Source organism: Algoriphagus hitonicola, assembly GCF_900113375.1.
Lineage (GTDB): Bacteria > Bacteroidota > Bacteroidia > Cytophagales > Cyclobacteriaceae > Algoriphagus > Algoriphagus hitonicola.
The window spans coordinates 141,393-167,627 of sequence record NZ_FOPC01000010.1 but is presented as its reverse complement, the minus strand read 5'-3'; the positions used below and the strand labels follow the sequence as shown (position 1 = coordinate 167,627).

Genomic DNA, 26,235 nt, shown 5'->3' with positions numbered 1-26,235 from the left:
ATTAATTTCTGTCTTCCTCCTCGGCATTGCGAAGCTACTTTCCGGCGGATCCTCGGGCCGAGGTTGGACACTTTTCTATCACTTTTACCCCGCATTCCGCAGCTCCTTTCAGTCGCTGCTCCATACGGGGCTATTGAAAAGTTTAATCCCTTCGGGATTTTTCTGTAACCCTCTGGAAATAATTCGAAATAAATCATTTTTCATTCATCATTCGATATTTTTTTGCTGACGTTCGGGTATTGGTCCTATCAATTACTTTCTTCCTCCTCGGCACCATGAGGCTGGTTTCTGGGAGATCCTCGGGCCGAGGTGGGGATCACGTTTTATCACCGAACCCCGTATTTCGCAGCTCATTCTTCGCTGCTTCATACGGGGCTACGCCACAGGCGCACAGGTATTAAAAGTGTCGCGCCTTCAGCGCTTAACAAACTCACACATTTCCATCGATTCAACTTTCGACAATTCCCCAATTCATCAATATTCATTACCACTTGAAAATTGCTCATTGAATTTGTCCATTGAAAATTAACACGCTCCTCGGCATTACGAGGCTGCATTCAGTGGGCTCTAAGTGCCGAGTTTGGTGCATTGGGGTCTTAAATTAGTGGCCTTTCTCAGTTAAGAGAATTTTTTCAATTTGGGAATCAAAAATTGGTATAATGTTTTCCACAACTCCCCATACAGCCCAAAGATCAACTCCTATGTAATCGTGAATCAATTTATCCCGCATACCTGCAATTTTTTTCCATTCAATTTCTGGATATTTAGCACGGAAATTCTCATTTAGTTTTTTTGTGGCCTCCCCGATTATTTCAAGGTTACGGATTACTGCATCTTGAATAAGATTGTTTTGTAAAAAACTATTTTCATCAATGTCTTGGGTATAAATTCTGATCCTGGAAATACAAGCGCTTATGTGTTCCAAATAAATGACAGGATCTTTTTTCATAGCAATCTAATGAGATCAGATTCAATATATGGTTTTAAAGAGGGGTTTACTGAGCGTAGAGTAATTAGGTCAACTTTTATTCCCAATAACTCCGAGAGCTCTTGCTCAATTCCTATCAATTCCAGAAGATCGACTTTAATATCGAAGTCAATCAAAATATCTAAATCACTATTTTCATTCTCTTCTCCACGTGCATATGAGCCAAATACACCAATTAGAGTTGGCTTTACTCTTTGGGTAACCGCTTTAATAATATTTTTTTGACGTGGTGTGATCATGTTATAAAGATAAACTTTTTTTCCAAGCAGGTCAGTAGCTTTTCGTGTCTTATCTTCACATTGCAATTGGGGCTTATATGGATTGCCCCATCAGCGCTTACCAAAATCGAAATTCATCATTTCCCATTCATCATTCGATATTTTAAAAGGTCAGACATTACCATCCTCCCAACATCCTGACTTCCCAACATCCAAACTTCCCATCGATTCAACAGTTCGACAATTCCCCGATTCATCAATAAATCAATAATCAATACCACTTGAAAATTGTTCATTGAATTTGTCCATTGAAAATTGGCAGGCTCCTCGGCATAACGAGGCTGGTATCCTCAACATCCACGGGCCGAGGTTGGGATCTGGTCTTATCACCAAACCCCGCATTCCGTTCGGCATTCTGCCTCACTCCATACGGGGCTATTGAAAAGTTTAATCCCTTCGGGATTTTTTGGCTGTTAAAGATTTGAAATCTCGAACTTATATTATAGGATTTATAATCCGAATAAGGATAAAAATCTCGTTTTCAGCGCTTAACAAACTTCGAAATTCATCATAGGGCATTCATCATTCGATATTTTTTCCGCCGCCGTGAGTAGCCTGTCCGCCTCAGGCGGATCCTCACTCACGGCTTCGCAGAAAAGGCCGTGCCTTCAAGGCTTGCCCCCTTCGAAATTTATCATTCGCTATTTTTTTGGAAATAGGCCCTAATTAATTTTTGTCTATCTCCTCGGCATCACGAGGCAGATATCCGGCAAATCCTCGGGCCGAGGTTGGGGTATTTTGTCGTGACCAAACCCCGCATTCCGCAGCTCCTTTCAGTCGCAGCTCCATACGGGGCTACGCCGCGGCGCACAGGTATTGAAAAGTTTAAGCTCCCGATAATCGGGACAGGCACTTCGGGATTTTTCTGAACGTCACACTTCGAAATTCATCATTTTTCATTCGAAATTCGATATCTTTTTACAAAGGTCACACATCACCAATCTCCAAACTTCCCATCAATTCAACTTTCGACAATTCCCCAATTCATCAATAAATCAATAAATCAATAAATCAATAATCATTACCACTTGAAAATTGGCAGGCTCCTCGGCATAACGAGGCTGATATCCATCAAATCCTCAGGCCGAGGTGGGATTCTTTCGGCATGACAAAATCCCGCATTTCCTTGCTTATTCCTCGCTTCTTCATACGGAGTTTACTCCATCGGAGCTTTCTCAAAGAATTTAATAGAACCGAAAAGCCTACTGCCAACTGTGACTGCCTAATTTTTCTCTAATCTTTGGCATCCAAACTTTCAAACCTCCAATCGATTCACTGATCAAGATAAACGCATTTTACCTTAGCAAGCATTTTTCGGAGGTCCTTAATCAGGTTTTCCTAGCTTTCCTGCTAAATTCGATGTCAAAGCCGGGTAAATGTCCTCTCCTCCTAAAGCATATTTAAATTATCTTATCCCAGTAGGTGTTCTGATACTGCTTTTATTTCCCTATATGTGGCAATGGGAAGAGGTTTTTATTCCTGTATCCGATAACATGGATTCCAATCTCGCTTGGTGGAAATCCCTCAAAGATCAAGGCCTGATTTTTTCAACTTGGGATACTCCGGTGAAAGGAATGATTTTGGAAAGTCCCCGATTTACCTATCCTTCTGCCTTTAATGTCGAAGGCTTGCTCTACTACTTCTTTCCAATTCTCTCGGCATATATCGTCAATAAAGGCTTGATTATTCTCTTGGCCTACTTCTCCTTTCGCTATTGGTTATCCTCTCAATCTGGTATTTTGACCAGTCCATTTCTTCTCAATTTGATTCCCCTGCTCTGGGCTACCTTAGCCTTTTATCCTCATAGGGGAGTTTCTATTGCGATGCTGCCTTTGGTAGTTTTGGTAGTTGATCGCCTATACTCCGGTAAATTCTCCTGGAAGTATATCTTAATTCTTGTTTTTTATGCCTTTTATTCAAAATTGGTTTTGGCAGGCTTCTATTTCCTGCTTGGCTTTTTGGCCTGGGGAATTTGGATTGGGTTGAAGGAAAGAAGATTTCCGAAATTCGGATTTATGGGTTTGATTATTTTGGGCATGGCCTGGGGCCTACAAGAAATTCATTTGATTAAGGGCCTTTTTTTCAATGAAGCATTTCAGAGTCATCGAGAGGATTTTACCTATGATTTTGGAATTTGGTCGGATTTGATGCCTTGGGATTTTTTCTGGTCTGGAAATCAAAGCGGTGCTCATTTTGCACCTATTTATCTTCTGCTTGCTTCGGTGTTTTTCTTTTTGGGCAAGGGAAATCCCCTAAAAATGAAAGCGGTCTGGAATCTATTTATGGTCCTAGGCATTAGTGTTTTCTTATCCATTCTGAGTCATGGGGGCCTTTTAACTTTCGCGGGAAAAATAATTCCTTCTTTAGCTTCACTGAATTTTCTGAGATTTGAGTTTTGGATTCCCTATTTCCTCTTTGCTTTCTTTATTCAAAGCTGGGCTCTTTTGAATTTCCGATGGGCAAAAATCCTGATTCCAATACTTCTGCTGATCAATATTTTTGTTTATCAATATGAGTGGCGTTATCTACTCAATCAGGACCTTAAGCTGATTAATCAAAAGGTGCCAAGTTTTAAGGAATATTTTGCGACGGAATCCTATTCAGAAATCAAGAACCTTCTTGGAGAAAATTGGAAGGAGCGGAGAATAGCTCATTTGAATATTCCTCCGGCAGTCTCTACGTATCACGGTTTCCATAGTCTGGATGGGTATATGCAGAACTATGAACGCTCTCATAAGCTAAAAATCTACCAGGCCATTGCTTCGGAACTGAAAAAGGACGAATCATTAAAAAAGCATTTTTTGAATTGGGGAAACAAGTGCTATTTTCAACATGCCCAATATCCGGATGATTACTTTATGTATTCTTGGCGAAATGAAGCTCCTGTTCGAGACCTGGACTTTGATTTCAGTTATTTGAAAAATCAGCTCAAAGCAGATTATTTGCTTTCGGCCTTACCGGTGGATTCGGATCATCTGATTTTAAAAAGGATCTTTGAGCATCCTAAGAGTGCCTGGAGAATACATTTGTATGAAATCAGCGCTGGAGAATAAAGGAGATCAGCATGGAGAAAAAAAAGAAACTGTTATTTATCACTTGGGACTCGGGAACGAGCAATTATTTGGAAACGCTCTTTTTTCCGATTTTCGATGCGCTAAGCCAGAAATATGGCCTAGAAGTGAGTGTTATTCAGTTTTCTTGGGCTGATAAATCTGAAGTCAGCCGAATCAATCATCTTGCAGAAAAAGCGCAAATTAAATATTTCCACTATTCAGTTTATCGAAAGCCTGTAGCAAGTCTTGCGGCAATTTATTCACTTTGGATTCGCAGAAAGGTTGTTTTGAAGCTGATCCGCTCTCAAAATTTTGATTGGATTATGCCAAGGAGTACTATGCCTGCTTTACTGATTCGATTTTTGGCTAGGCAAATAAATTGGAATGCTACACGCTTGGCTTTTGATGCTGATGGTCTGCCGATTCAGGAGCGAATTGATTTTTCGAGATTGAAAAAAGGTTCTGGGCAACATCGCTTTTTGGTAAAAATCGAAAAGGAAATGCTACAAAAGGCAGATATTATCCTTACTCGAAGTAACGCGGCCATCGATTGGCATCTGAAGGAAAATCGGGAATTGAATCCTAATAAATTTTTCAAAGTAATTAATGGGCGAGACCCGCAGCTATTTCAGCGGAATGAAAATTCACGAACGACTTTTCGCGCGAAATGGGGAATCAGGGCAGATGAAAAAGTATTGGTGCACTCCGGTTCGCTGGGAAATGCCTATTACCTGAAACCCGTGTTTGAATTGATGGAACGGGATTCCAGATTGAAGCTGCTTATTCTTAGTAGAAACAGCAGTTGGATGGAACAAAATTTACCGCTTTCACTTAAGGATCGGGTAATGAGCATTGAAGGTGCTTTTAAAGAAATCCAGGCTTATCTATCGGCCGCAGACTTGGGGATTTGCCTGCGGACTCCCGCTCCTTCGCTAAAGGGATTGGCTCCAATTAAATTGGGAGAATATTTACTTTGTGGCTTGCCTGTTTGGCTGAGTCCTGAGATCGGGGATCTTCGGCAGGAACTGGGAGGTCAAGAATCCTGCTTTTTAGCCGATCAAAATTTGGATCAGATCTTGGATTGGTTGATGGGATTGTCACCTGAAATCCATTTGGAAGCCAGGGAACTTGGACTACAGTTATATTCCCTTGAGCAGTCAGCAATGAGCTATGGGAGGGCATTGGGATGTTGATTGAAGGGAAAGATGTGCTCGTGTTTTTTTTGATTTTGGGTCTAAGTGTGGCTTTATTTTATTATTGGGTTTTCCCTACGCATTCTTCCAGATTTATTCGGTTTCAGTTGATTGCATTGGGACTCTATCATGTTGGCTTTAGCTTTTTTTATCATCAGTATTTGACTTCACAGGGAGGGGATGCGATTCGGTATTGGGAGGTGAGCGCTGATTTATCCCAATACGCCCAATCCTGGATGGGCTATTTTGGCTTTTCAACTTTTTTTATCCAATGGTTGAATTATATCCCCTATAAAGTGCTGGATTTAAGTTTTTTGTCTGGGAATTTAGGGTATGGTTTCTTGTCATTTATAGGATTGATCTTTGGGGCATTGCTGACGGAGCGACTATTTGAGAGGGTTAAAAATAAAAGCCTGATCCGGTATCTTCCATTTTTGATTTGGTGGTTTCCCGGTATTCATTTTTGGACAGCGGGAGTCAGTAAAGAAGCACTTTTGTTTTTGGGTTTGATGGGTCTGTTTTATTTCTCCTTTTCACAGGATAAGAGTGTCTATCTCACGCTGATTTTCTGGCTTTTGGTTTTTTTGGTTAAACCTTTGATCGGTTTACTCTTCGTTTTCTGGTTGTTGATTTTATTTTGGAAAAAATCAGGGAGTCAAAAACGGGTGGGAATAGGATTGGTTTTTGGACTTTTGCCTGTTTTATATTTAGGGGCTAGGTGGCTGTGGGCTTATAGTCATTTGGAGGCCATATCTTTTTCGGAATTTATGCGATTGAGTCAGGAGCAAATGGAGTTTTTGAGTGCTTATCAGGCTCATACCGAGTTGCCTATGTTGGGATACTCTTGGATATTTCGATTGATTTCGGTTTTTTTTCGGCCATTTATCTGGGAAATTTGGGACATCTATTCTTTAATTTTTGCACTAGAAAACTTGCTGATGTTAGGTTTGTTTTTTGCAGCTATTTTATTGGGATTTAGAAAATTAAAGCGACTTCCCCTTGCCTTATCTTATTTTTTATTACTCACTTTATTGATGTTTTTTCTGTATTCAATGACATTAAATAATTATGGACTTTTTTATCGAATGAAATCTGTTTGGCTTCCTTTTTTGTATATCAGTTTCCTATGGTTAATTTGGCCTTTCATAATCAGAAAATCTCAATGAATTTGTGTTGAATTTGGAGCGACCTGTTATTGTAATTTCTTTAGATTTCGAACTTCACTGGGGAAGGTTTGATAAATATTCCTTAGCAGATTATCAGGCCTATTATGCAGGGACTCAATATGCTGTTCCAAAGATTCTCAGGCTATTTGAAAAATATAAAATTCATGCTACTTGGGCCACAGTAGGAATGCTTTTGGCGAAAAATTGGGAAGAGTGGGAATCGTATAGGCCCAACCGGCTTCCAAATTATGAACAGCCAAAGTATTCGGCCTATGAATGGGCGAAAGATCGACCCGGTTTAAATGGTTTATTTGCTCCGGATTTAGCTTTGGATGTGAGTCAAACTTCCGGTCAAGAGATCGCTTCGCATACATTCTCCCATTTTTATACACTGGAAAAAGGAGCTGATCTCGCCGCATTTCAGGCAGATTTGAGTGCAAGCAAAAAGATAAGTCAGGATAAATTAGGTATTGAGCCTGTTTCTTTGGTATTTCCTCGCAATCAATACGACGAGAATAGTATTCAAGCTGCCATGGATTTGGGGTTTAAAAATTTCAGAACAAATCCGAAAGACTGGTTCTGGGAAAACGCCGTAGAAGAGAGTTTAGCGAAGAAAATATTTAGAACGGGTGACACTTTGTATCCTTTAGGCAAGCGGAGTAGCTATTCCGAACCAAAAATAAGTGGTGAGTCCATAGAAATCCCTGCTTCTAGGCTTTTGAGACCCTATAGAAAGGGTTCGGTTTTTAATCAGTTGCGGATAAAGCGAATCAAGTCGGAACTCGTAGAATCCTGTAAGCGAAATGAAATTTATCACTTATGGTGGCATCCGCATAATTTTGGACATTTACCCAAAGAAAATTTACAAGTTTTAGAAGATTTGTTGATTTTTATTAATGAATTGACAAAGTCTAAAGGACTTCAAAGTATGAGTATGAATGAGTTGGCAGAGAATATAATGAATTCAAAAAAGAAAGATAAATCCTCTGATCAAAATTTTTCCGTAAATTATCAGTGATGCAGCGCCTATTCCTTTTACTTGTATTTACAACTATATTTTCGTCTTGTATCAGCAACAAGCGGATCACTTATTTGCAGAATCTTCCGGGAAATGAGCCGATCGGATTGGATGAATTTATTCCTTTCGCCGAGGTTGAGTATGAGTATATTCTTCAACCTTTTGATATTGTAGATATTGATTTTGCGAGTTCAGATGAGGAACTCACCCAGGCTTTTGAATTTCAGGGCTCGCGAATGATGCGTCAAGGTGGCGGAGGTGGAGGAGTAAGTGATATGTTCTATTTTACGGGTTATAGCATAGACAAGGAGGGATTCGTAGAGTTACCCAAGTTAGGGAGAATTGAGATTGGCGGAATGAGCGAAAAAGAAGCCCAGAAGAAGGTTCAGAATGCCATAAATGTTTATTTTAAAGAGGATGTGTTTGTGAAGCTTAGAATAGGAGGGATCCGATTCACTGCGTTGGGAGAATTTAATAATAGCGGAACCCAGGTTATTCTTAAAAACCGGGCGACAATTTTTGATGCCTTATCCGTGGCCGGGGAAAGTAATATTTTGGCGAAGCGAAATCAGCTGTTTATCATTCGCCAATACGATGGGGGAAGTAAAATCCACCAAATCAACCTTCATGATCGGTCCTTATTGGCCTCACCCTTTTATTTTATCCAGCCCAATGATATCTTGTACTTAGAGCCTATGAATATCCGACAATTTGGAAATGCTGAAAACCTTTCCTCCTCCTTGGGTTTGATTATTTCCATTGGTTCTTCCTTGATTTTATTATCCGCTCTTTTGACCAGAAATTTATGATTGATGGCAAGGTAGATATGTCCAAGTTTCAGGAAGATATCAAACCCATTGATATCAAATACTACCTGATTAAGTATTTCAGATATTGGCCCTTGTACGTCACCAGTATATTCTTGGGCTTGATCATAACCTTTTTGTTTCATCGCTATTCGGTGGAGGAATATGAGGTACAAGGCAGTATTTTGATCAAGCAAAACTCCAGTCCGGAGATGCGGATTTTGGACAGATCCAATATTTTTTCGGGAGCCTATAATCTGGAAAACGACATTCTCTTACTGACTTCCAAAAATTTGGCAGCCGAAGCCTTGAGCAATTTGCACTTCAATGTGACCTATTACGCCTCGACCAATATCAAGGAGGTGGAGCTCTATGATCAGTCTCCAATCTATGTGGAAGTAGATCCGGATTTTCCCCAGATGGAGATGGGGGAGATTACCTTTACCATGGTCAATGAGGATGAATTTATGCTTACCCGTGAGGAGTCCGGTTTTTTTGATTTTCTCAATGCCAAAGCAGATGGTCCGGTGGATGATGCGATTTTGAATAAGGTTTATACCTTCGACGAAGAAATACAGTCACCTAATAGTAGCTTTAAAATCAAAAAAGTCAAGAATCTTAGAACTGGGGATAAGCTGTCCTTTATGATTCATAGTCAGATGAATATCATAGACGATTATTCCAGAGGGATCACGGTAAGACCCATTAACAGCTACGGAACTGTCCTTCAGGTAATCATGAATACCAAAGTGGTGGAAAAGGGCCGTGATTATGTCAATGCCCTGATGGATGCCTACATTGAGTATAGTCTGAAGGAAAAAAACCAAATGACTGAAAACACGCTCAAATTTTTGGAAGAGCAGTTGTTTATCGTGGAGGATTCATTGAAGGCCGTAGAAAGACGGATACTAAACTTCAAAGTTGAGAATAAACTCCTTGATATCAATTCTGAATTCGGGGGAGTATTAGGGAATATCCAGAGTTTGGAAGATCAAATCCAATCCATCGATTTCGAACTGCAATATTACCTCTCTTTACAAGCTTATTTAATTGAAAAAGGGAAAGACTATTCAGATATTCTGGCTCCCTCCTTAGTTGGGATCAATGATGGCCTATTAAATAGCTTAGTTAGTAACCTGATTGATATTTCTTTACAAAGGCGAAAACTTCTAGCTAGTGTCAATGAAAATCATCCCAATGTATTGGAGCTTGATGAGCAGATCACCAAGATTCGTGAGAATATTTTTGAAAACATGGATAATCTGGTAGAGAATACCAGAGATAGGAAGGATCGTGCTATTGCCAAATTAGAATCCGAAGGAGTGGAATTTTCTAAACTGCCTCAGGCCGAATCGGATTTCATGGCTTTGAGTAGGGAGTTTAAACTGCGGGAAAATCTATATAATTATTTATTGGAAAAAAGAGCAGAGGCTGGCATTGCCCAGGCATCCAATATTTCTGATAATTCGATCTTGGATTATGCTCGAAGAGGAAATTTGATTTTCCCAAAGAAATCGCAGAATTATGGCTTGGCTTTTGGTCTTGGCCTTTTTATTCCATTATTGCTTTTGATCCTTTATCATTATCTCAATAATAAGATTGTTGACCAGGTTCAATTAAAGAATGTACTTCGAATTCCACTTTTGGGTACCATTGGCTATAGTACCAAGGATACAAATTTGTTGGTGCAGGAGCATCCAAAATCCATGGTTTCAGAATCCTTTAGGTCCTTGAGATCGGCTTTGTTTTACATTGCCAGTGAGAAATCCTGCAAGCGGATTTTGATCACCTCCTCCGTTTCCGGTGAGGGCAAAACTTTCGTGAGTATCAATTTGGCTTCTGCCATTGCTTTGAGTGGAAAGAAAACCATCCTGATCGGCTTGGATTTAAGAAGACCAAAAATCTCCGAGTATTTGGGTGTACAGAATACTACTGGATTGTCCAATTTTTTGGTTGATAAAGCAGATCGAGAGGAGATAATCGTTAAGACCAAGTATGAAAATCTCTATGTGGTTCCTTCGGGTCCGATTCCTCCCAATCCTGCGGAACTGTTGCTAAAGGATAAAATGACAGATTTTCTGAATTCCCTGAAAGAAGATTTTGATGTGGTGGTGATGGATACTCCACCGATTGGATTGGTTTCCGAAACGATGGATTTACTTCGGTTCTCGGATGTAAATCTGTATATCGTCAGACAGGATTTTACGCATAAGCGCTACCTCCTGATGATCAATGATCTCTATGCCAATGACCAGGTAGATAATATTTATGCGGTATTTAATGGACTGAAGGCTGGTCTGGATGTGTATGATTTTGGAGGTTATAATTATGGCTATGGCTATAATTATTCCTATATGCGCAAAAATGAATATACCGGTGCCTATTATGATCAGGAGGAACCAAGAAAAAGATCTCCATGGGTCAACAAACTATTGGAGAAATTCAGAGTCTAATTAAATTCTTTATTCTTACTATACCTATACATGATCAGATCGGCAGTTTCCTCAGTTTCGATCAACGCATAATCATCTCCTAGGCTGTTCATATAGTCAGGAAAATCAAATGGTGCTTTTTCTTTAACTGCAATTAGATAATAGCTTTCAAGATCATTTAATTCTTTGAATCCCAGTCTTCGATAAGCTTTGGTTTGAAATGGACTTCTGGCTATCCAACCTTCGATAAAGAAGGGAGTTTTTTCACCGGAGCTGAAGTATCGGGAAAAATATTCTAGAGGAAAACCTTCAAGATATATGGGCGTATCGAGTGCTTTTTGAGCAATTAGGCTTTCATATTGACTAAGTTGGGACTGTCTTTTTTTGGCTTCATTCAGAAAATTAAAAATATGGATACTTAATAAAAACCCTAAGATGATTAGCGAAAGTCCGAATATAAATTTGTTTTTAAATCTAAGGCTTTGTTCAAAAATCGGTGGTAAAAGTGGCAAGTAAAAAAGAAATATTACCCTGCCCCGTATATGGTTGAAATGATTAAAAATCAAAAAAAAGAAGATCCATGCTATTGCAAACAAGAGCATTTTTTTATTCCCTCTGTAATGTATCCAATAGAGTATTAAAAAAGTTAAGGCCAGAAAGCTTTTGAAAAGCTCCGTCAAGTGGACTTGTAACAATCGAATTAAAGAAACCCAGCTATGTTTAATTGAAAAATAATGTGAATTTAATTCTTTGTAGTGGAGATTTAGATCAGCGAGGGTAGGAGGGGATTCCTGAATAAACCATTGCGAAAATACTTTCCATTTAGGATCGTTTGAATATACCTCTTCAATTGTATTTTGGAAAAATACTGGATGATCAATTACCTGATGCCTTGCTTTGTTGAACTCTAGGTAACCTTTGTATTCAGATTGATTTTCATATATACTCTTGGAACCTATCAAGACAAGCAAAAGGATTAGGGCGATGCTGAGATGCAAAGCCTTGATTTTTTGAAATTTGGCAATCATAAACCAAACAAAACCAAGCCAAATCAATAAGCTCGCCTCTGCCCGCAGTAAAGCAGCGAAAAAAAATAGGAATATCGAGAATACAAGTACTAGTTTGTTCTTTGGGAAATTCATTAGTAACAAGAAGGCTGCAAAAGCGGACCAACCAGCCACTAAAGTGAATTGGGGAAAAATGCAAAGGTGGAGGGAAACCAAAAGTAAAATGGATTGGTAAATGGTTTTACTTCTTTTTGTAAGAAGAGAATGGTGAATGACGCTACTCGCAAATGCAAATGATAAGAAAATCAGGAGATACTGATATATGCTGTACCAGGAAACAGTCGGGGTATGCTGGTAGAGGAAAGAAAGTAAATAAGACAGAAAGGGGTGCATAAACACGGCATAATTTTCGGATTCGCCAGTGTAAATACCCGAAACCAACCACATCATAATCACATCATCGTTGACCTGAAAGCGCCACGGCAGAAAGTAGATGATCACCATAGCCAGAAAACTAAGTCCTATCCATAGATATGAGGATTTGGATGGATTTGCAGATGGCTGAATTTGGATCATATAGAAAATCCCTGAATAGTTAATTTTGGATAAAAATAGGGGATTTTTTTCAAGGCTTAGGTCTTGGTTCATAAAGCAAGCCCATAATCGTTTCAATGTTGAAAAGTAGACACTGAGAGAGTTTTCATTTTATTCCTCAACTTATTCTCCGATGTTTTCAAATCCCATGGAGAGTTTGAATATTCCCGAAGAACAAATCCTTCTTATAGTGGGGAGAATCAGCATCGCTTGATGAGTATAATTTATTTTATGTTCGAGAAAACCTGTAAACTTGCAGTTTCATAATTAATTTTAGTTGTTTTAATTCCATGAAATCAGCCGCTCTTATTCCCGCCCGTTTTGCCTCTACCCGTTTGCCGGAAAAGCTGATTCAGGATATTGGGGGGAAATCAGTTATTCAGCGAACCTATGAAAGTACCTTGGCTACGGGGCTGTTTGATGAAGTATGGGTAGTAACTGATCACTTGCAAATTCAAGAGCAAATTCAAGCTGTAGGAGGGAAGGTTTTTTTTAGTCAAAAAACCCATGAAAGCGGCTCGGACCGAATCGCAGAGGCACTTTCAAAAGTCAATGCAGAGCTCATCGTCAATGTGCAGGGTGATGAGCCTTTTCAGGATAAAAAATCTCTGGAAGATCTTCTGGCCTTGTTCGAGGATGATCAGGTTCAGGTGGCTTCCCTTTACTTTTCCATTTCACCCGATGAAGCTCAAAATCCCAATGCGGTAAAGGTAGTTTTGGACGATAAAAATAATGCTCTGTATTTTTCACGTTCTCCCATTCCTTTTAACAGGGAAAAGATTAGTGATCTTTCCTTTAAAAAGCACGTGGGAATCTATGCCTATCGAAGAGAAATCCTTCAGGAATTCCCCTCTTGGCCCAAAGGGAAATTGGAGCAAATCGAGATGCTGGAGCAATTGAGATTATTGGAACGAGGCATCAACATCCGAATGGCTGAAACCCAACATCAGGCGATTGCCATTGATACGGCGGAGGATTTGGAGCGGGCAAGAGATTATTGGGAGAAATTAACGAACAGCTAGTATAAAAGACCTGCCAAGTTTCGGAAACTTGGCAGGCTTGGAGCGCAACAAATTCTCTCAGTTTAACCTTCTTAGGTACTTGAAAAACTCAGAATCCGTCGAAAGTACGATACTGGTGTTTTCATCCATTGATTTCTCAAAACTCTCCATGGTCCTTAGAAATTTATAGAGATCGATGGATTGCCGGTTTTTGTTATAAGCAGCAGCATAAATTGTAGTGGCTTCAGCATCCGCCCGCCCTTTGATTTCTTCAGCTTCTTTGAATGCTTCGGATTGGATTTGGGCAAGATCCCGCTCTTTATTCCCTTGAGTCACCCGAGCTTGTCCCTGACCTTCGGATCGGAATTGATCGGCAATTCGGTTTCGCTCAGAAATCATCCGGTCATATACCCGATCTCTGACTTCATCCACATAATTCATTCGCTTAAATCGGAAATCCAATATCCTCACTCCCAAATCAGTGGTGCGTTCATTGGCTTTTTCCAAAATGATATTCTCGATCTTATCCCTTCCCACCGAAATATCCTCCAAAACTTCTATTTCTTCCATAAAATCCTCAGTAACCTCCGGGTCACGATTGGTGGATCTAACCACATCCAGCAGATCATGACTGGCAATGGCATTTCTGGTTTCCCCATCAAGTATATCATCCAAGCGAGACTGGGCAGATCGCTCATCCCTTAGACGGATAAAAAACTGAAGGGGATTGGTAATTTCCCACCGAGCATAGGTGTCGACGAAAATGAATTTCTTATCCCTAGTCGGAACCTGATTTTTGTCTCCATCCCACTCGAGATAGCGCTTATCAAAGAATTGCACTTTGTGAAGAAAGGGAGTTTTGAAATTGATGCCCGGGGTAGTGCGGGGCTCGCCTACCGGTTTTCCAAATTGGGTAACTATGGCCTGCTCGGTTTCATCTAAGATGAAATAGCTGTTGAACAGTAAAAGGACCAAAACTGCCGCTACAACGATATATCCTATTTTTCTCTTTCTCATTGGATTGGAGGCTTTACTTTGTCAATATTTAAAAGTGGCAACACATTATTTCCTTCTTCATCTACAATAATCTTGTTACCTATTTTGGGAAGTATTTTTTCCATTGTTTCCAAATAGATCCGTTGTTTGGTTACCTCTGGAGCCTTGATATAGGCTTCGTAAAGTGAATTAAATCGTTCCGCTTCTCCTTTGGCACGATTCACCCGGTTGAGAGAATAGGCTTCAGCCAATTGGATGGTTTCTTCCGCTTCTCCTCTTGCTCTAGGGATAATCCGGTTGTAGTCAGCTTCGGCCTGGTTAATGAGGGTTTCGCGTTCCTGTTGGGCTTCATTTACAGCGTTGAACGAAGGCTTGACCGGTTCGGGTGGATTTACATCCTGCAATACGACCTGATCGATTCGAATTCCGTTTTCGTATTCATCGCAGAGTTCCTGAAGCTTAATTTCCGCACTGGAGGCAATTTCTTGTCTTCCCACGGTTAGCACCTCATTTACGGTTCGGTCACCAACTACTTTCCGCATGACAGATTCGGACATATCACGCAGAGTTTTTTCCGCATTTCTAACCTTAAATAGAAATTTGTAGGAATCAGTGATTCTATATTGGACCACCCATTCTACATCTGTGAGGTTGAGGTCTCCCGTCAGCATCATGCTTTCATCTCCGTATCCAGCCTTTACATATTCGGAGCGTTGACCTGCTGAGGTGGTTCGAAAACCAAATTCCTGCTTTAATTGTCGTTGAACAGGAATTTTATACATTTTCTCGATTCCAAGGGGTAGCATAAAATTCAATCCCGGCACTACAGTTCTGTTGTATTCTCCAAGCTGAATGACGACTCCTTCTTCTTCAGGCCCAACTGTTCGGACGCTGGAAAAAAGAATAATCAGGGCAAAAACTGCCCAAAGGATTTTACCCAGATATTTTTTTATCCAATCTGGATTGATGTTGATGTTATAACTTTTTTCTTCCATTGATTTGTAGTTGTATTCTTGATTGCAAACAATTTCCTAATGAGCCGTATTCGGGATAAAGAAAAACAGTGTTAATGAGATTTGCTTTACAAAATGCCAGGTTAAGTTCTGATTTTGCTCACTAGATTAGCTTATTGCCTTATGCTTCCAATATACCATTTTTAAAACTAGCCCAAGCAAATCCTGTTTTCTTGATTGGGAAAAGTAAGTGTCAAAACCAAAAAAAAGACCCAAAGCATGCAGAATTATGCTTTGGGCCCATAAATATTAATTCCTTATTATGTATATCCGCTTTCTTACCAGTAGCAAAACTGAACAACTAAAATTCTGCGAAAATGACAGATTTATGCAGGCATCGGTCACCGGACATCTGACACCTGTCCGCAGAGGCGGATCCGTCTTTTTTTAGTAAAGAAAATTGGGCTACTGGCATCATTGCGGACAATCATATTCCTTATTATTTTCAAATCAATTTGCATAACTCACCCGATAAATGCAATTGGCCATATCATCGGAAATCAACAAACTTCCATCGGGCAATTCCTGCACATCTACTGGCCTTCCCCAAACATCTTGAGTCGCATCATCCAACCATCCGGTGGCAAATGGTTTTTCGGCAATTACCTTTCCATTGGAGTCCATTTCCACTTTTACCACCTCATAACCGGACTTTTTACTCCTATTCCAACTTCCATGTTTGGCAATGATTGCCTGATGTTTATAATCCGAAGGGAACATGCTTCCTTCATAAAAACGCATTCCAAGTGGCGCCACATGAGGCCCAAGTTTTGCGGCCGGTTTCACATATTCAGATTCGGCCTTTCCCTGATTTCCAAATTCCGGATCTTTGACTGTACCTGCATGCCAATAAGGATAGCCAAAGTGCTGTCCTTTTTCCGTGGCATGGTTGAGTTCGCATTCGGGAATATTATCGCCCATCATATCCCGTCCATTGTCGGTAAACCAAAGATCTCCGGTTTCGGGATGCCAATCAAAACCCACTGAATTTCTCACTCCATGGGCAAAGATTTCAGGCGTAGGGTTGGCAGAGTTGGGGTCAATCCGAGTGATAGAAGCATAGATTTCATCTTCTGATTCACAAATGTTGCAAGAGGCACCCACCGGTACGTAAAGCATGCCATCCGGACCGAATGCGATAAACTTCCATCCGTGATGTGACTCGGTAGGGTATCCATCATAGACGACCTCAAATTTTGGATTGGTCAGCGTATTTTTAATGTCTCTAAAGCGTAAAATTCGGCTAACTTCGGCAACGTAAAGATCTCCGTCCTTGTAGGCCACTCCATTTGGCATGCGCAGGCCTTCGGCCAAAACAAACTTCGCATCTGCCTTTCCGTCACCATTTTCATCCACAAGGGCATAGACGTTTTTTTCCTGGCGATTTCCGACAAAGACAATTCCTTCCTCGGTTATACTCATTGATCTTGCATTGGGAACATCCGCCGCCCAAACTTCGATTTTAAAGCCCTCAGGAAGCTGTATACGGTCCAGTTTGACATCCGCCTGAGCTTGGCTGATGTTTCGTTTGTTGGCAGAATTGGGAGTTTTGACTGCTTGGAGTTGGGCACTTGCTTCTAAGCTAAACAAGCTGACCCCAACAAAAAGACTAAGTATTTTCAATGTGTTCATAGTTGAGAGGTATTGATCATGATTTAATGGATTAACCCTTTAATATAATGCTTGTTGTCCGGATGATGGTACTTTATTCCAAAAATAGGAAAAGAGGATAGGGCCCAAACTTCGAAATTCACCTTTTTTCATTTATCATTCGAAATTTTATAGGACTGATTTCTCCAAACTCCCGCCTTCCCATCGATTCAACAGTTCGACAATTCCCCGATTCATCAATAATTCAATAATCATTACCACTTGAAATTTGCGCATTGAATTTGTTAATTGAACATTGTCATCCTCCTCGGCATTCCGGTGCAGGTATCCGGCAGATCCTCGGGCCGAGGTTGGGGTATTTTGTCGTGACCAAACCCCGCATTCCGTTCGGCATTCTGCCTCACTTCATACGGGGCTACGCCACAGGCGCACAGGTATTGAAAAGTTTAATCTCCCGATAATCGGGACAGGCACTTCGGGATTTTTCTGAAATCCTCTTTGAGTATTTCGAAATTCATCATTCGAGATTTTCAAGATTTGGATATATCAAATTTCAGAATTTCGAATTCCTGAAAATTGCGACTGCCTACCTATTTACGATTTATGAATTAGGACTTACGAGGAGCAGAGTAGATTTAAACTTTTTCCTTGAATTCATCGATTCAGAATTTAACCCATTAGCCTTTAGATTTCGATTAACACCGGACATCCGACATCGGACACCGGACAAAAAACCCATTTCTGAATTACGATTTACTAACAGCAGCGTAGTTTATAGAGTATATCACTTCAATTTCACCTTTCATCTTTTTGCCCTTAATTTTAAAATTTACGGCCTTGTGCATCGTACTCACCTAATTTTCTGTAGAATATCCTCTTTAGGCTCCAAAGAGTCTTTTAGCTTTGAATTGGCTTAAAAAAATTGTATATTTACTTTCTGTCGAGCGTAAAAATACAATCATGGAAACTGTAAAAAAAAGTAAAAATACAGAATCAGGGGACTTAGGTTCTTCTGCCAAGGAAATTGGTGGGATTGATCAATTGCATATGTTTTCTCCGGCTTGGGTTGTAGTTCATTCCAAAGATGCGCCTGGGTACAAGTTGGAGTTGATCGGCCGTATTAGAGACGGGGTTAAAAAATCTGATTGGAAGCAATTGATTACTCTTTTGGGTTCGACGGAAAAGGAGTTTGCTGATATCCTTCCAGCTTCTATCAGCAGTATGCAAAAAAAAAATGTGTATAGTAAAGAAACGTCTGAGCGTATTTATGAATTGGCAAGGTTGTTTGGGTTAGGATATGATGTATTTGACTCCCGTGAGGATTTTAAAAATTGGTTATTGACACCCTCCCGTGCTTTGGGAGATAAAAAACCATTTGAATTACTGGATAGTAGTTTTGGGTTTGAAATGGTTGAAAATGAGATCATTAGAATTAAATATAATGTTTATAGCTAATGGTCGTTTTCAGAGTTGCCAATGCCAAATTCAAGGACTTTACGCTTTCGGGAATAGGTGCCGAAAAGGTTGGGGGAAGATGGAATGAGGTTGGTACTAGAGCGGTTTATTGTTCTGAGAATATTTCTCTCGCGCTTTTGGAATACTATGTCCACTCAGATAACATTGCCAATTTACCCAGAGAGATTTTAGTTGCCAAAATTGAATTTCCGGATGATTTCCCCATAGAGAAGTTAACTGAACTTCCCAAACATTGGAATCAATATCCTTATTCTACAGAGACTACCACTATTTTTACAGAATTAGTTAACAAGAAGGGGGTTTTTGCACTTCGGGTGCCTTCGACTATTGTAAATATGGAGTATAATCTAATATTAAATCCTTTGTATCAAGAGTTTGGAAAAGTTCGAGTAAAGGAATTTTTAAATCTTCGCATTGACCCAAGATTTAGAAAGGGGAGTGTTTTATAGATCAACTTATAAAGTGCTCCCTACGACGCAACTTTTTCCGTTTTTGAATTAAAATCCGAATATTAGGTAGTGGGTATCTGCCTTGCAGCATTTATGGTTTTTTGGGGCATTGAAAATCCGTTAAGAAAATGGCTTAGTCCCGAGCAATGATTCCATTTCCCTTGAAAATTGCTCATTGAATTTGTTTATTGAACTTTGTCACCCTCCTCGGCATTCCGGTGCAGAAATCCGGCAGATCCTCGGGCCAAGGTTGAGGACTATCGTCATGTCCAAACCCCGCATTCCGCAACTCCTTTCATTCGGGGCTACGCCGCGGCGCACAGGTATTGAAAAGTTTAATCTCCCGATAATCGGGACAGGCACTTCGGGATTTTTCTGTAATCCTCTTTGAGTATTTCGAAATCCATCATTTTTCATTCGATATTTTAAAGGTTTAGAAATACCAACTTTCCGAGTTCCTAATTCCTGAAAACTGCGACTGCCTGCCTATTTACGATTTATGAAATAGGATTTACGAGGAGCAGATTAGATTTCACCCATTCCCTTTGCTAAATACCGTTTCAACTTTTTCATTTAAGCCTTCAGACTTTCCTATGACTTCCTCCTTTACACCCAACCCTCCCAACAATCTTTTCCATTTCAGGAAGGATAGGAACGGGCGATTAGCTATTTTTGCAGCATGTTATCAATCAGTAACCTTTCATACTTTATCGGCGGGAGAGCTCTTTACGAAAACGCAAACCTTCATATCAAACCCAAAGATAAAATCGGGTTGGTAGGCCAAAACGGAACCGGAAAATCGACACTTTTAAGAATCATCAATGGGGATTATCAAGCGACAACCGGTGAAGTTCAAAAAGCCAAAGACTGTACCATAGGATTTTTAAATCAGGATTTGCTTTCCTATCAATCCGACGACAGTATTTTAAACGTGGCTTTGGCGGCTTTTAAAGAAACACTGGCTCTTCAGGGTGAGATCGATGAGGTACTGCATAAAATGGAGACGGATCATTCGGAGGAAATCATCAATAGATTGGCCTTCTTACAGGATCGCTTTGAAGCAAATGAAGGCTATACCATCAAAGCCAAGGCTGAGGAAGTTCTGGAAGGAATCGGATTTAAAACCGGGGATTTGGAAAAGCCACTGCGGACCTTTTCCGGTGGATGGAGAATGCGGGTAATGTTGGCAAAGTTGCTGTTGGAAAAACCCTCCCTGTTGATGCTGGATGAACCAACCAACCACCTGGATTTGCCATCCATTCAGTGGGTGGAAAATTATCTGAAAAATTACGAAGGAGCGGTAATCGTGGTTTCCCATGATCAGACTTTTTTGGACAATTGTATCAGTAGCACCGTGGAGGTGGCGAATCAAACTTTGACGCTATACCCAGGTAATTATTCTTTCTATAAAGAAGAGAAAAAACTTCGCATGGAACTGCAGCAAAATGCCTACGAAAATCAGCAGCAGATGATTAAGCAGACGGAGCGTTTTATCGAGCGTTTCCGTGCCAAAGCGACCAAATCCAATCAGGTGCAATCCCGAATCAAGGCCCTTGACCGATTGGATCGGGTAAATGAAGTGGTCAATGATGAGGCTTTTGTCAATTTCAAATTCAAATTTTCCCAAAAATCCGGTCGGGATGTGGTCGTCTTGGATCATGTATCCAAGTCCTATGGGGATTTGACCATTCTGAAAAACACCTCTGCCCGAATCGAGCGGGGAGATAAGATCGCCCTGATCGGAGCCAATGGAAAAGGAAAGTCCACTTTGCTTCGGATCATCGACGGTTCAGAGAAAATCGAGGGAAATCGGACAGAAGGCTATAATGTGATCAAGGCATTTTTTGCACAGCATCAGCTGGAAGCCTTGACTTTGGACAATGAAATTTTGCAGGAAATGAATCAGGCCGGAAGCTCTAAAACCGATTCAGAATTACGAGGCGTCTTGGGTTGCTTTCTATTTTCCAATGAAGAGGTGTATAAAAAAATCAAAGTACTGTCAGGTGGGGAAAAATCCCGGGTCGCTCTGGCGAAAACTCTTATTTCTGAAGCTAATTTCTTGCTTTTGGATGAACCGACCAACCACTTGGATTTTCAGTCGGTAAATATTTTGATCCAGGCTTTGCAGCAGTATGAAGGCACTTTTGTGACGGTTTCTCACGATCGGCATTTCATCAAAGGAGTGGCAAATAAAATCTGGTACATCGAAGATCAGCAGATCAAAGAATATCCGGGAACGTATGAGGAGTACGAATTTTGGCGAAGCCAACAACAACAAAATTCTGTCAAGGAAGAAGTGGTCAAAAGCCCACCCAAAGAAAAACCAATACCCACCAAGTCAGAGGTGGAACTGAATCAGGCAAAAAAAGACCTAAAGCGCTTGGAGCGGGACTTGGAGGAATCCGAACGAAAGATGGAAAAACTAGAAGCCCAGCAGGGCAAGCTGGAAGAAGAGCTTGCTGACCCGAATTTGTATGCCGATGATCAAAAAGCCCAAGAAGTACAGGAGCACTACCAAAAGGTAAAAACAGAACTTGGGCAGATTACCGAGACCTGGGAAAAACTGGTGGATGAGATTTCAGCCCTTCAGGAGGTTTTGGCTTAACTCAATAATTGCCTATTTTCAACGATGTATCAAGCAAGAACCTATCTTTTACTTTTCTTTTTTGCCCTGAATGCGGGAAATCTCTTTGGCCAAATTGAGGATAAAGTGTATAAGGATCACATTTATTCGGTTCGGCTTTTTCCCGTGGGATCGGATTATAATAGTCAGTTGAATGCTCCGGTGGTTTCCATTTCAGATTCCAGGCCATTGGTTTTGCATTTTGATGATTTAGCCTATGATCCGGAGCTCTATTCGGTCAAGTTGGTTCATTGTGATGCGGACTGGAAGCAATCTCAGTTGAAAAACAATGATTTTCTGTCCACTTTCAATGAGTTTACCATACAGGACTACGAGTATTCAGTCAATACCCGGATTCCGTATATCCATTACACGTTTCAGATACCACCCGTGACCAAATCGGGAAATTACATTGCGAAAGTGTATCGTGGAAGAGATGAAGAGGATGTGGTTTTGACTCGCAGATTTATGGTCTATGAGGAGTTTTTTACCGTGGGTGCGAGCATCGTTCCCACGAGTCAAACGGCGGATCGCCAAACTTCCCAGCAAATTAATGTCAATGTCAATTATTCAAATGGGGACATCATGGACCCGAATAATCAAATTCGAGTAGTTATCCGTCAAAATCAGCGATGGGGAAATGCCAAGTCCTTCTCTAAGCCAACATTTTTGAACGAAAGCAGTAAACTGATGCGATTTGAGAGTTTTGACGGGGAAAACACCTTTTCGGCTGGGAATGAATTTCGTTTTGTGGACTTACGATTTATTCGAGCTGCGGGCGTCAATATTGCCAATATAACCGTGGAAACGGATGTGATCTATGCCGATGCCAAAATCGACAGTCCAAGGCCCAATCAGGCCTATTCCCAATATTTGGATCTCAATGGGCAATATGTGGTGTTTAATAATGATCGACCGGGAGGAAATCCCGAAATGGACAGCCAATACATTCTAACCAATTTTTACCTCAAATATCCCCAAACCTCAGAACCTATTTACCTGATGGGGGCCTTTACTGCTTGGGGAAAATCACTGGATGCACAGATGAAATGGAATGAGGAATTGGAGCTTTATGAAACTGCGGTTTTATTAAAACAAGGCTGGTATGACTATCAATATGCTTTGGGAGAGGAGTTAGATACGAAGCCTTTCGAGGGTAGCTATTTCCAAACCGAAAATGAATACGAAGTGATGGTGTATTATCGGGCCTTGGGTTCCCGCTATGATCAGTTGGTGGGCTATGTTTACCTACAGCCCAATCGAAGAAGGTTATAAAAAAATCCCGAGTGATTACCCGGGAATTTTTGGCTTCGTTTACTCAGAATTTACTGGTAGTTGACATAGTTGGTTAATAATTGTAAGTCTAGCTTGAGGTCTTCATCTTCGGTTTCGGCTAATCCCCGGAGAATAAAGGTGTACACCCGGTTGCCTTTGAGCTCTACATCCGATGCACTGACTATTACTTCCTCTGTGTCCACGGCGATCACCTCGATGTCGTAAGTATCTGTAGCGATTGCTGAAAAACCGGAGTGACCTCCAAAGTCAACATCAGTGGATAAACGATCTTCTGAATCGCTGATTTTGACATAAACCTCCTCGGTATCCGGAGAAAGGTGAACCAGACGAACTTGAGCTTCCTCAGCAGTTGGGTCCTCCCAGTCATCTTCAACTAAAATCGCATCCAAATCAGGCATTTTATTTAGGATAAACAGGGAATAGACCGTATCCGCTCCGAGTACGAAATCCTTCTCCAATAGGGAAGAAGCAGCATCAAATGCGGTCACTTTGAATTGTCGCTCTCCTACATAAAAAGGACTGTATGCTAGTGCTTCAGCAAAATCTAATGCCTGATTATTAATCCGGTTTGCATCTGCATAAATGTCGAGCTCAGGGGCGTCAGGGGAACCCTGATAAACAGAAACATAGGCAGTGGGAGGGAGATTTGGGTTTTCGATGTCATCGAGGCAACTGCTCAGACCCAAAATCCCTGCTAGGGCCAATGTACTGGTAGCCATCATCAGGCCTCTTTTCTTGAAAGAAATCAATCTTTTAATCATGGTGTTGGATTTAGTTTTTATTCTGTCCCCAATACGTCATGAGCCTTGATTTCGCTTCAAGACTTTTGTAAAAAAATATTAAATCACAGAAAATCAGGATTGAAATTTTCTAAAAGTCAGTTTTTGAGTTTTCGTAAAACAAAAAAGCAGGCATCCCCCGATGCCTGCTTTTGAATACTATTTTAAAACGAAATCATTCCTCTTTACATCAACAGATTGCTCATCTCTTCCAGTTTGGGTTGGAAAGGCTGATCATAAAGCCGGTTTCCAGTGGCCTTGTATAGCGCATTGGCTACGGCTGCGAAGACAGGAGGGAAGAGAGGCTCACCCAAACCTGTGGGATCTTCATTGTTTTCCACGAAATGCACTTGGATATTTTTTGGAGCTTCCTTTTGACGAATCATTCGGTATTGGTCAAAATTCCGCTTGGTAGGAGCGCCGTTTTCGAACCCCAACTCACCAAAAAAGGCATTGCCGATTCCATCCACGATAGCCCCTTCACCCATATTGGCAGCGGCATCGGGATTCACGACGATCCCGCAATCGACGGCGGCGAAGACATTCTCTACTTTTGGGGTACTGCCTTCCATTTTTAAATCCAAGACCTCAGCCACGTAAGAATTATGGCAGAAATAGGCGGAAACTCCGCGATGGACATCAGCCGGGGGATTATTCCAGTTGGATTTTTCCCGTACCAATTCTAGTACACCAGCATAGCGCTTGGGGTCATAATCGTTGTTTTCCCCTACTGGATTTGTTTCTGCTCGCTTGAGTAATTCCAAGCGGAATTCGATTGGATCTTTCCCCATTTCCTCGGCCAATTCATCCAGAAAGCTTTGCTCAGCTCCTGCGATAAAGTTGGATCGAGGAGCTCGGAAAGCCCCGATGGTAATATTGGAAGGGATTTCCCAACCTTCAGCTAAATAGTTGTCAATCGCGCCTGCCGGAAAACGGTTGGCGTGAAGTGGGGATTCTGGAATTCCTCCAGCTTTGACATGAAATGCCAATAATTGATTGTTTTCATCCAAAGCTGCACGGTAAGTAGCCGAGTAGGTAGGGCGATAAATTCCGTAGCTCATATCATCCTCTCGTGTGTACACCATTTTGACGGGAGCTTTTATTTTTTGGGATATCACTGCTGCCTCTAACAAATGATGGCTATAAGCTCTTAATCCAAAACCTCCTCCCATTCTAGGAAGGTTGATTTTTATTTTGTCCTTGGGTAAACCCAATCGGTCTGCCAATGCCGCGCTGATCGGTTCCGGCCATTGAGTAGGGCCATAAATTTCAGCTTGTTCATCCCCTACGTTTGCAAAGCAATTTGCCGGCTCCATGGTATTATGGGCTAAGTAAGGAGCCGTATAAGTTCTCTCTAGGACTTTTGCTGCTTTTTTAAATGCACTTTCGGGATCTCCATCTCTTCGGACGACCCTAGCTGAATTTTTGGCAACTATTTCCATTTTTGAGCGATGATCAACGGTATTTTCAAGCCCTTCCGGTACAGTGATTGTCGAGGGTTCTCCTCCGCCAAAACCCCTCATTGAAAAATTGGATTCAGGAGCCTTTTCCCACTCCACTTTCACTTCTTTTTTTGCTTGAAATACTTCCCAAGTTGAATTCCCTACAATCACCAGTAGCTCCGGAAAAGTGACCACATCGAAAAAGCTCCTGACGAAATCTTCATTGTAAACTTTTATGGTGAATAGGTCTTGGATTCCCGGCATTGCTTTGGCTTTGTCCCCGTCAAAAGATTTTAATCGCATTCCAAAAGCAGGTGGATGAATAATTGAAGCGTATTTCATCCCCTCCACTTTATAGTCCAATCCAAAAAGTGGTTTGCCGGTTATTATCTGTTGTACATCTACATTTTTTTTCGAGGTGCCAATGATTTTGAAATCTTTCCTAGCCTTCAAATCTACTTTCTCGGGGACTTCTAAGGTGGAGGCTAAAGAAGCCATTTCACCATAGTGTGCTTTTTTTCCACTTCCCTTGTGCTCCAAAATTCCAGATGCAGTGGTGATTTCTGATTGGGGAACACTCCAAGTTTGGGCCGCAGCAGTGACGAGCATGGCTCGGGCTGTGGCACCTGCTGTACGGAGCGGCGTCCAGCCTTGGCGGATGGATTGGCTTCCTCCAGCAAATTGTCTTTGGAATCGATTGGTGTCAAAATTACCTTGCTCTACCATTACATTTTTCCAATCCACGTCGAGTTCCTCGGCAAGGATCATAGGCATGGAGGTTTTTATGTTTTGACCAAATTCAGGTGAGGAACTGTAAAGCGTAACCGCTCCATTTTCACCGATTTTGATGTAGCTGTTGAGTTCAAACCATTCCTTGGGCATGCCAAGCGTCTCTTCTGGTGTAGGTTTACAACCGGCCAACCAAGAAAAGCTAAGGACCATTCCTCCCCCGGCAAGGGCAGAAACCTTCAGAAATGATCTTCTATTGAGTTTTGTATTTACAGTGGTCATGGT

20 protein-coding genes are annotated in these 26,235 nt (G+C 41.1%); 11 read left to right on the top strand and 9 right to left on the bottom strand.

The annotated features are described in order from the left end of the window. Nucleotides 1–601: 601 nt before the first annotated feature. The 3 genes from BM043_RS14265 to BM043_RS19535 form a co-directional block, all read right to left on the bottom strand. Entirely contained in the window at nt 602–949 is a 348-nt protein-coding gene (locus BM043_RS14265) for a HepT-like ribonuclease domain-containing protein (protein ID WP_092792783.1), read from the bottom strand. Then, a complete protein-coding gene (locus BM043_RS14260; protein ID WP_092792836.1) occupies nt 946–1,227 on the bottom strand; it encodes a nucleotidyltransferase family protein in 282 nt (93 codons plus the stop codon). Before BM043_RS14260 ends, BM043_RS14265 begins: the two co-directional genes overlap by 4 nt. A 116-nt stretch (nt 1,228–1,343) precedes the next feature. After that, a complete protein-coding gene (locus tag BM043_RS19535) occupies nt 1,344–1,502 on the bottom strand; it encodes a hypothetical protein (protein WP_177188484.1) in 159 nt (52 codons plus the stop codon). Nucleotides 1,503–2,642: 1,140 nt separating this feature from the next. Between BM043_RS19535 and BM043_RS14255 the strand changes: the two genes are divergently transcribed. Genes BM043_RS14255 through BM043_RS14230 form a run of 6 tightly spaced genes read left to right on the top strand, consistent with a single transcriptional unit; the run spans nt 2,643 to nt 10,955 of the window. Next, entirely contained in the window at nt 2,643–4,319 is a 1,677-nt protein-coding gene (locus tag BM043_RS14255; RefSeq protein ID WP_143189545.1) for a DUF6044 family protein, read from the top strand. 11 nt (nt 4,320–4,330) lie between these two features. Beyond that, on the top strand, nt 4,331–5,512 hold the full coding sequence (locus BM043_RS14250; RefSeq protein ID WP_092792779.1) for a glycosyltransferase family protein: 1,182 nt from the start codon (nt 4,331–4,333) through the stop codon (nt 5,510–5,512). Nucleotides 5,513–5,559: 47 nt separating this feature from the next. Continuing rightward, nucleotides 5,560–6,678, top strand: a complete 1,119-nt coding sequence (locus BM043_RS14245) for a hypothetical protein (RefSeq protein WP_143189544.1) — start codon at nt 5,560–5,562, stop codon at nt 6,676–6,678. Nucleotides 6,679–6,682: 4 nt separating this feature from the next. After that, entirely contained in the window at nt 6,683–7,696 is a 1,014-nt protein-coding gene (locus tag BM043_RS14240; RefSeq protein WP_245753040.1) for a polysaccharide deacetylase family protein, read from the top strand. Beyond that, nucleotides 7,696–8,505: a polysaccharide biosynthesis/export family protein gene (locus BM043_RS14235; RefSeq protein WP_092792775.1), complete on the top strand. Its 810-nt coding sequence runs from the start codon at nt 7,696–7,698 to the stop codon at nt 8,503–8,505. Before BM043_RS14240 ends, BM043_RS14235 begins: the two co-directional genes overlap by 1 nt. Continuing rightward, nucleotides 8,502–10,955, top strand: a complete 2,454-nt coding sequence (locus BM043_RS14230) for an exopolysaccharide transport family protein (protein ID WP_092792773.1) — start codon at nt 8,502–8,504, stop codon at nt 10,953–10,955. The genes BM043_RS14235 and BM043_RS14230 overlap by 4 nt, the downstream gene beginning before the upstream one ends. Here the strand turns inward: BM043_RS14230 and BM043_RS14225 are convergent. Then, nucleotides 10,952–12,517, bottom strand: coding sequence for a hypothetical protein (locus BM043_RS14225; RefSeq protein WP_218144150.1), 1,566 nt, complete (start codon nt 12,515–12,517; stop codon nt 10,952–10,954). The two genes, BM043_RS14230 and BM043_RS14225, sit on opposite strands and share 4 nt — an antisense overlap. Nucleotides 12,518–12,825: 308 nt before the next feature. On the opposite strand from BM043_RS14225, the gene kdsB reads away from it, so the two are divergent. After that, nucleotides 12,826–13,557 carry a 3-deoxy-manno-octulosonate cytidylyltransferase gene (kdsB, locus tag BM043_RS14220; RefSeq protein ID WP_092792769.1) on the top strand — a complete coding sequence of 244 codons (732 nt, stop codon included), beginning with the start codon at nt 12,826–12,828 and terminating at the stop codon, nt 13,555–13,557. A gap of 57 nt (nt 13,558–13,614) precedes the next feature. Here the strand turns inward: kdsB and hflC are convergent, their stop codons facing one another. The 3 genes from hflC to BM043_RS14205 form a co-directional block, all read right to left on the bottom strand. Beyond that, the gene (gene hflC, locus BM043_RS14215; RefSeq protein ID WP_092792767.1) at nt 13,615–14,553 is read right to left on the bottom strand and encodes a protease modulator HflC; all 939 of its coding nucleotides are present in this window, start codon (nt 14,551–14,553) and stop codon (nt 13,615–13,617) included. Next, nucleotides 14,550–15,527 (bottom strand): FtsH protease activity modulator HflK, encoded by a 978-nt coding sequence (hflK, locus tag BM043_RS14210; protein WP_092792765.1) that lies wholly within the window; start codon nt 15,525–15,527, stop codon nt 14,550–14,552. Before hflK ends, hflC begins: the two co-directional genes overlap by 4 nt. 468 nt (nt 15,528–15,995) lie before the next feature. Further along, nucleotides 15,996–17,177: a PQQ-dependent sugar dehydrogenase gene (locus tag BM043_RS14205; protein WP_092792763.1), complete on the bottom strand. Its 1,182-nt coding sequence runs from the start codon at nt 17,175–17,177 to the stop codon at nt 15,996–15,998. A 939-nt stretch (nt 17,178–18,116) separates the two neighbouring features. Here BM043_RS14205 and parS point away from each other — a divergent pair. From parS to BM043_RS14185, 4 genes are all read left to right on the top strand, one after another. Then, complete coding sequence (parS, locus tag BM043_RS14200) at nt 18,117–18,611, top strand: type II RES/Xre toxin-antitoxin system antitoxin (RefSeq protein ID WP_092792832.1); 495 nt, start codon at nt 18,117–18,119, stop codon at nt 18,609–18,611. After that, entirely contained in the window at nt 18,611–19,081 is a 471-nt protein-coding gene (locus BM043_RS14195) for an RES family NAD+ phosphorylase (protein WP_092792761.1), read from the top strand. The genes parS and BM043_RS14195 overlap by 1 nt, the downstream gene beginning before the upstream one ends. Before the next feature lie 679 nt (nt 19,082–19,760). Then, nucleotides 19,761–21,686, top strand: a complete 1,926-nt coding sequence (abc-f, locus tag BM043_RS14190) for a ribosomal protection-like ABC-F family protein (protein ID WP_092792759.1) — start codon at nt 19,761–19,763, stop codon at nt 21,684–21,686. A 24-nt stretch (nt 21,687–21,710) separates the two neighbouring features. Further along, nucleotides 21,711–22,979 (top strand): type IX secretion system plug protein, encoded by a 1,269-nt coding sequence (locus BM043_RS14185; protein ID WP_092792757.1) that lies wholly within the window; start codon nt 21,711–21,713, stop codon nt 22,977–22,979. Between the two features lie 50 nt (nt 22,980–23,029). Here BM043_RS14185 and BM043_RS14180 read toward each other — a convergent pair whose 3' ends face one another. Together BM043_RS14180 and BM043_RS14175 are read right to left on the bottom strand one after the other, a co-directional pair. Beyond that, nucleotides 23,030–23,761, bottom strand: a complete 732-nt coding sequence (locus BM043_RS14180; RefSeq protein WP_092792755.1) for a DUF4397 domain-containing protein — start codon at nt 23,759–23,761, stop codon at nt 23,030–23,032. Nucleotides 23,762–23,964: 203 nt separating this feature from the next. Beyond that, nucleotides 23,965–26,232, bottom strand: coding sequence for a xanthine dehydrogenase family protein molybdopterin-binding subunit (locus BM043_RS14175; RefSeq protein ID WP_092792754.1), 2,268 nt, complete (start codon nt 26,230–26,232; stop codon nt 23,965–23,967). Nucleotides 26,233–26,235 lie beyond the last annotated feature (3 nt).

Coding starts and splice junctions, on each gene's coding strand:
- BM043_RS14185 (WP_092792757.1), top strand. CDS start 21,711: ATGTATCAAGCAAGAACCTATCTTTTACTTTTCTTTTTTGCCCTGAAT.
- hflC (WP_092792767.1), bottom strand. CDS start 14,553: ATGAGAAAGAGAAAAATAGGATATATCGTTGTAGCGGCAGTTTTGGTC.
- BM043_RS14195 (WP_092792761.1), top strand. CDS start 18,611: ATGGTCGTTTTCAGAGTTGCCAATGCCAAATTCAAGGACTTTACGCTT.
- BM043_RS14265 (WP_092792783.1), bottom strand. CDS start 949: ATGAAAAAAGATCCTGTCATTTATTTGGAACACATAAGCGCTTGTATT.
- BM043_RS14205 (WP_092792763.1), bottom strand. CDS start 17,177: ATGAACACATTGAAAATACTTAGTCTTTTTGTTGGGGTCAGCTTGTTT.
- BM043_RS19535 (WP_177188484.1), bottom strand. CDS start 1,502: ATGAACAATTTTCAAGTGGTATTGATTATTGATTTATTGATGAATCGG.
- BM043_RS14225 (WP_218144150.1), bottom strand. CDS start 12,517: ATGATCCAAATTCAGCCATCTGCAAATCCATCCAAATCCTCATATCTA.
- kdsB (WP_092792769.1), top strand. CDS start 12,826: ATGAAATCAGCCGCTCTTATTCCCGCCCGTTTTGCCTCTACCCGTTTG.
- parS (WP_092792832.1), top strand. CDS start 18,117: ATGGAAACTGTAAAAAAAAGTAAAAATACAGAATCAGGGGACTTAGGT.
- BM043_RS14255 (WP_143189545.1), top strand. CDS start 2,643: ATGTCCTCTCCTCCTAAAGCATATTTAAATTATCTTATCCCAGTAGGT.
- BM043_RS14235 (WP_092792775.1), top strand. CDS start 7,696: ATGCAGCGCCTATTCCTTTTACTTGTATTTACAACTATATTTTCGTCT.
- BM043_RS14175 (WP_092792754.1), bottom strand. CDS start 26,232: ATGACCACTGTAAATACAAAACTCAATAGAAGATCATTTCTGAAGGTT.
- hflK (WP_092792765.1), bottom strand. CDS start 15,527: ATGGAAGAAAAAAGTTATAACATCAACATCAATCCAGATTGGATAAAA.
- BM043_RS14260 (WP_092792836.1), bottom strand. CDS start 1,227: ATGATCACACCACGTCAAAAAAATATTATTAAAGCGGTTACCCAAAGA.
- BM043_RS14180 (WP_092792755.1), bottom strand. CDS start 23,761: ATGATTAAAAGATTGATTTCTTTCAAGAAAAGAGGCCTGATGATGGCT.
- BM043_RS14250 (WP_092792779.1), top strand. CDS start 4,331: ATGGAGAAAAAAAAGAAACTGTTATTTATCACTTGGGACTCGGGAACG.
- abc-f (WP_092792759.1), top strand. CDS start 19,761: ATGTTATCAATCAGTAACCTTTCATACTTTATCGGCGGGAGAGCTCTT.
- BM043_RS14230 (WP_092792773.1), top strand. CDS start 8,502: ATGATTGATGGCAAGGTAGATATGTCCAAGTTTCAGGAAGATATCAAA.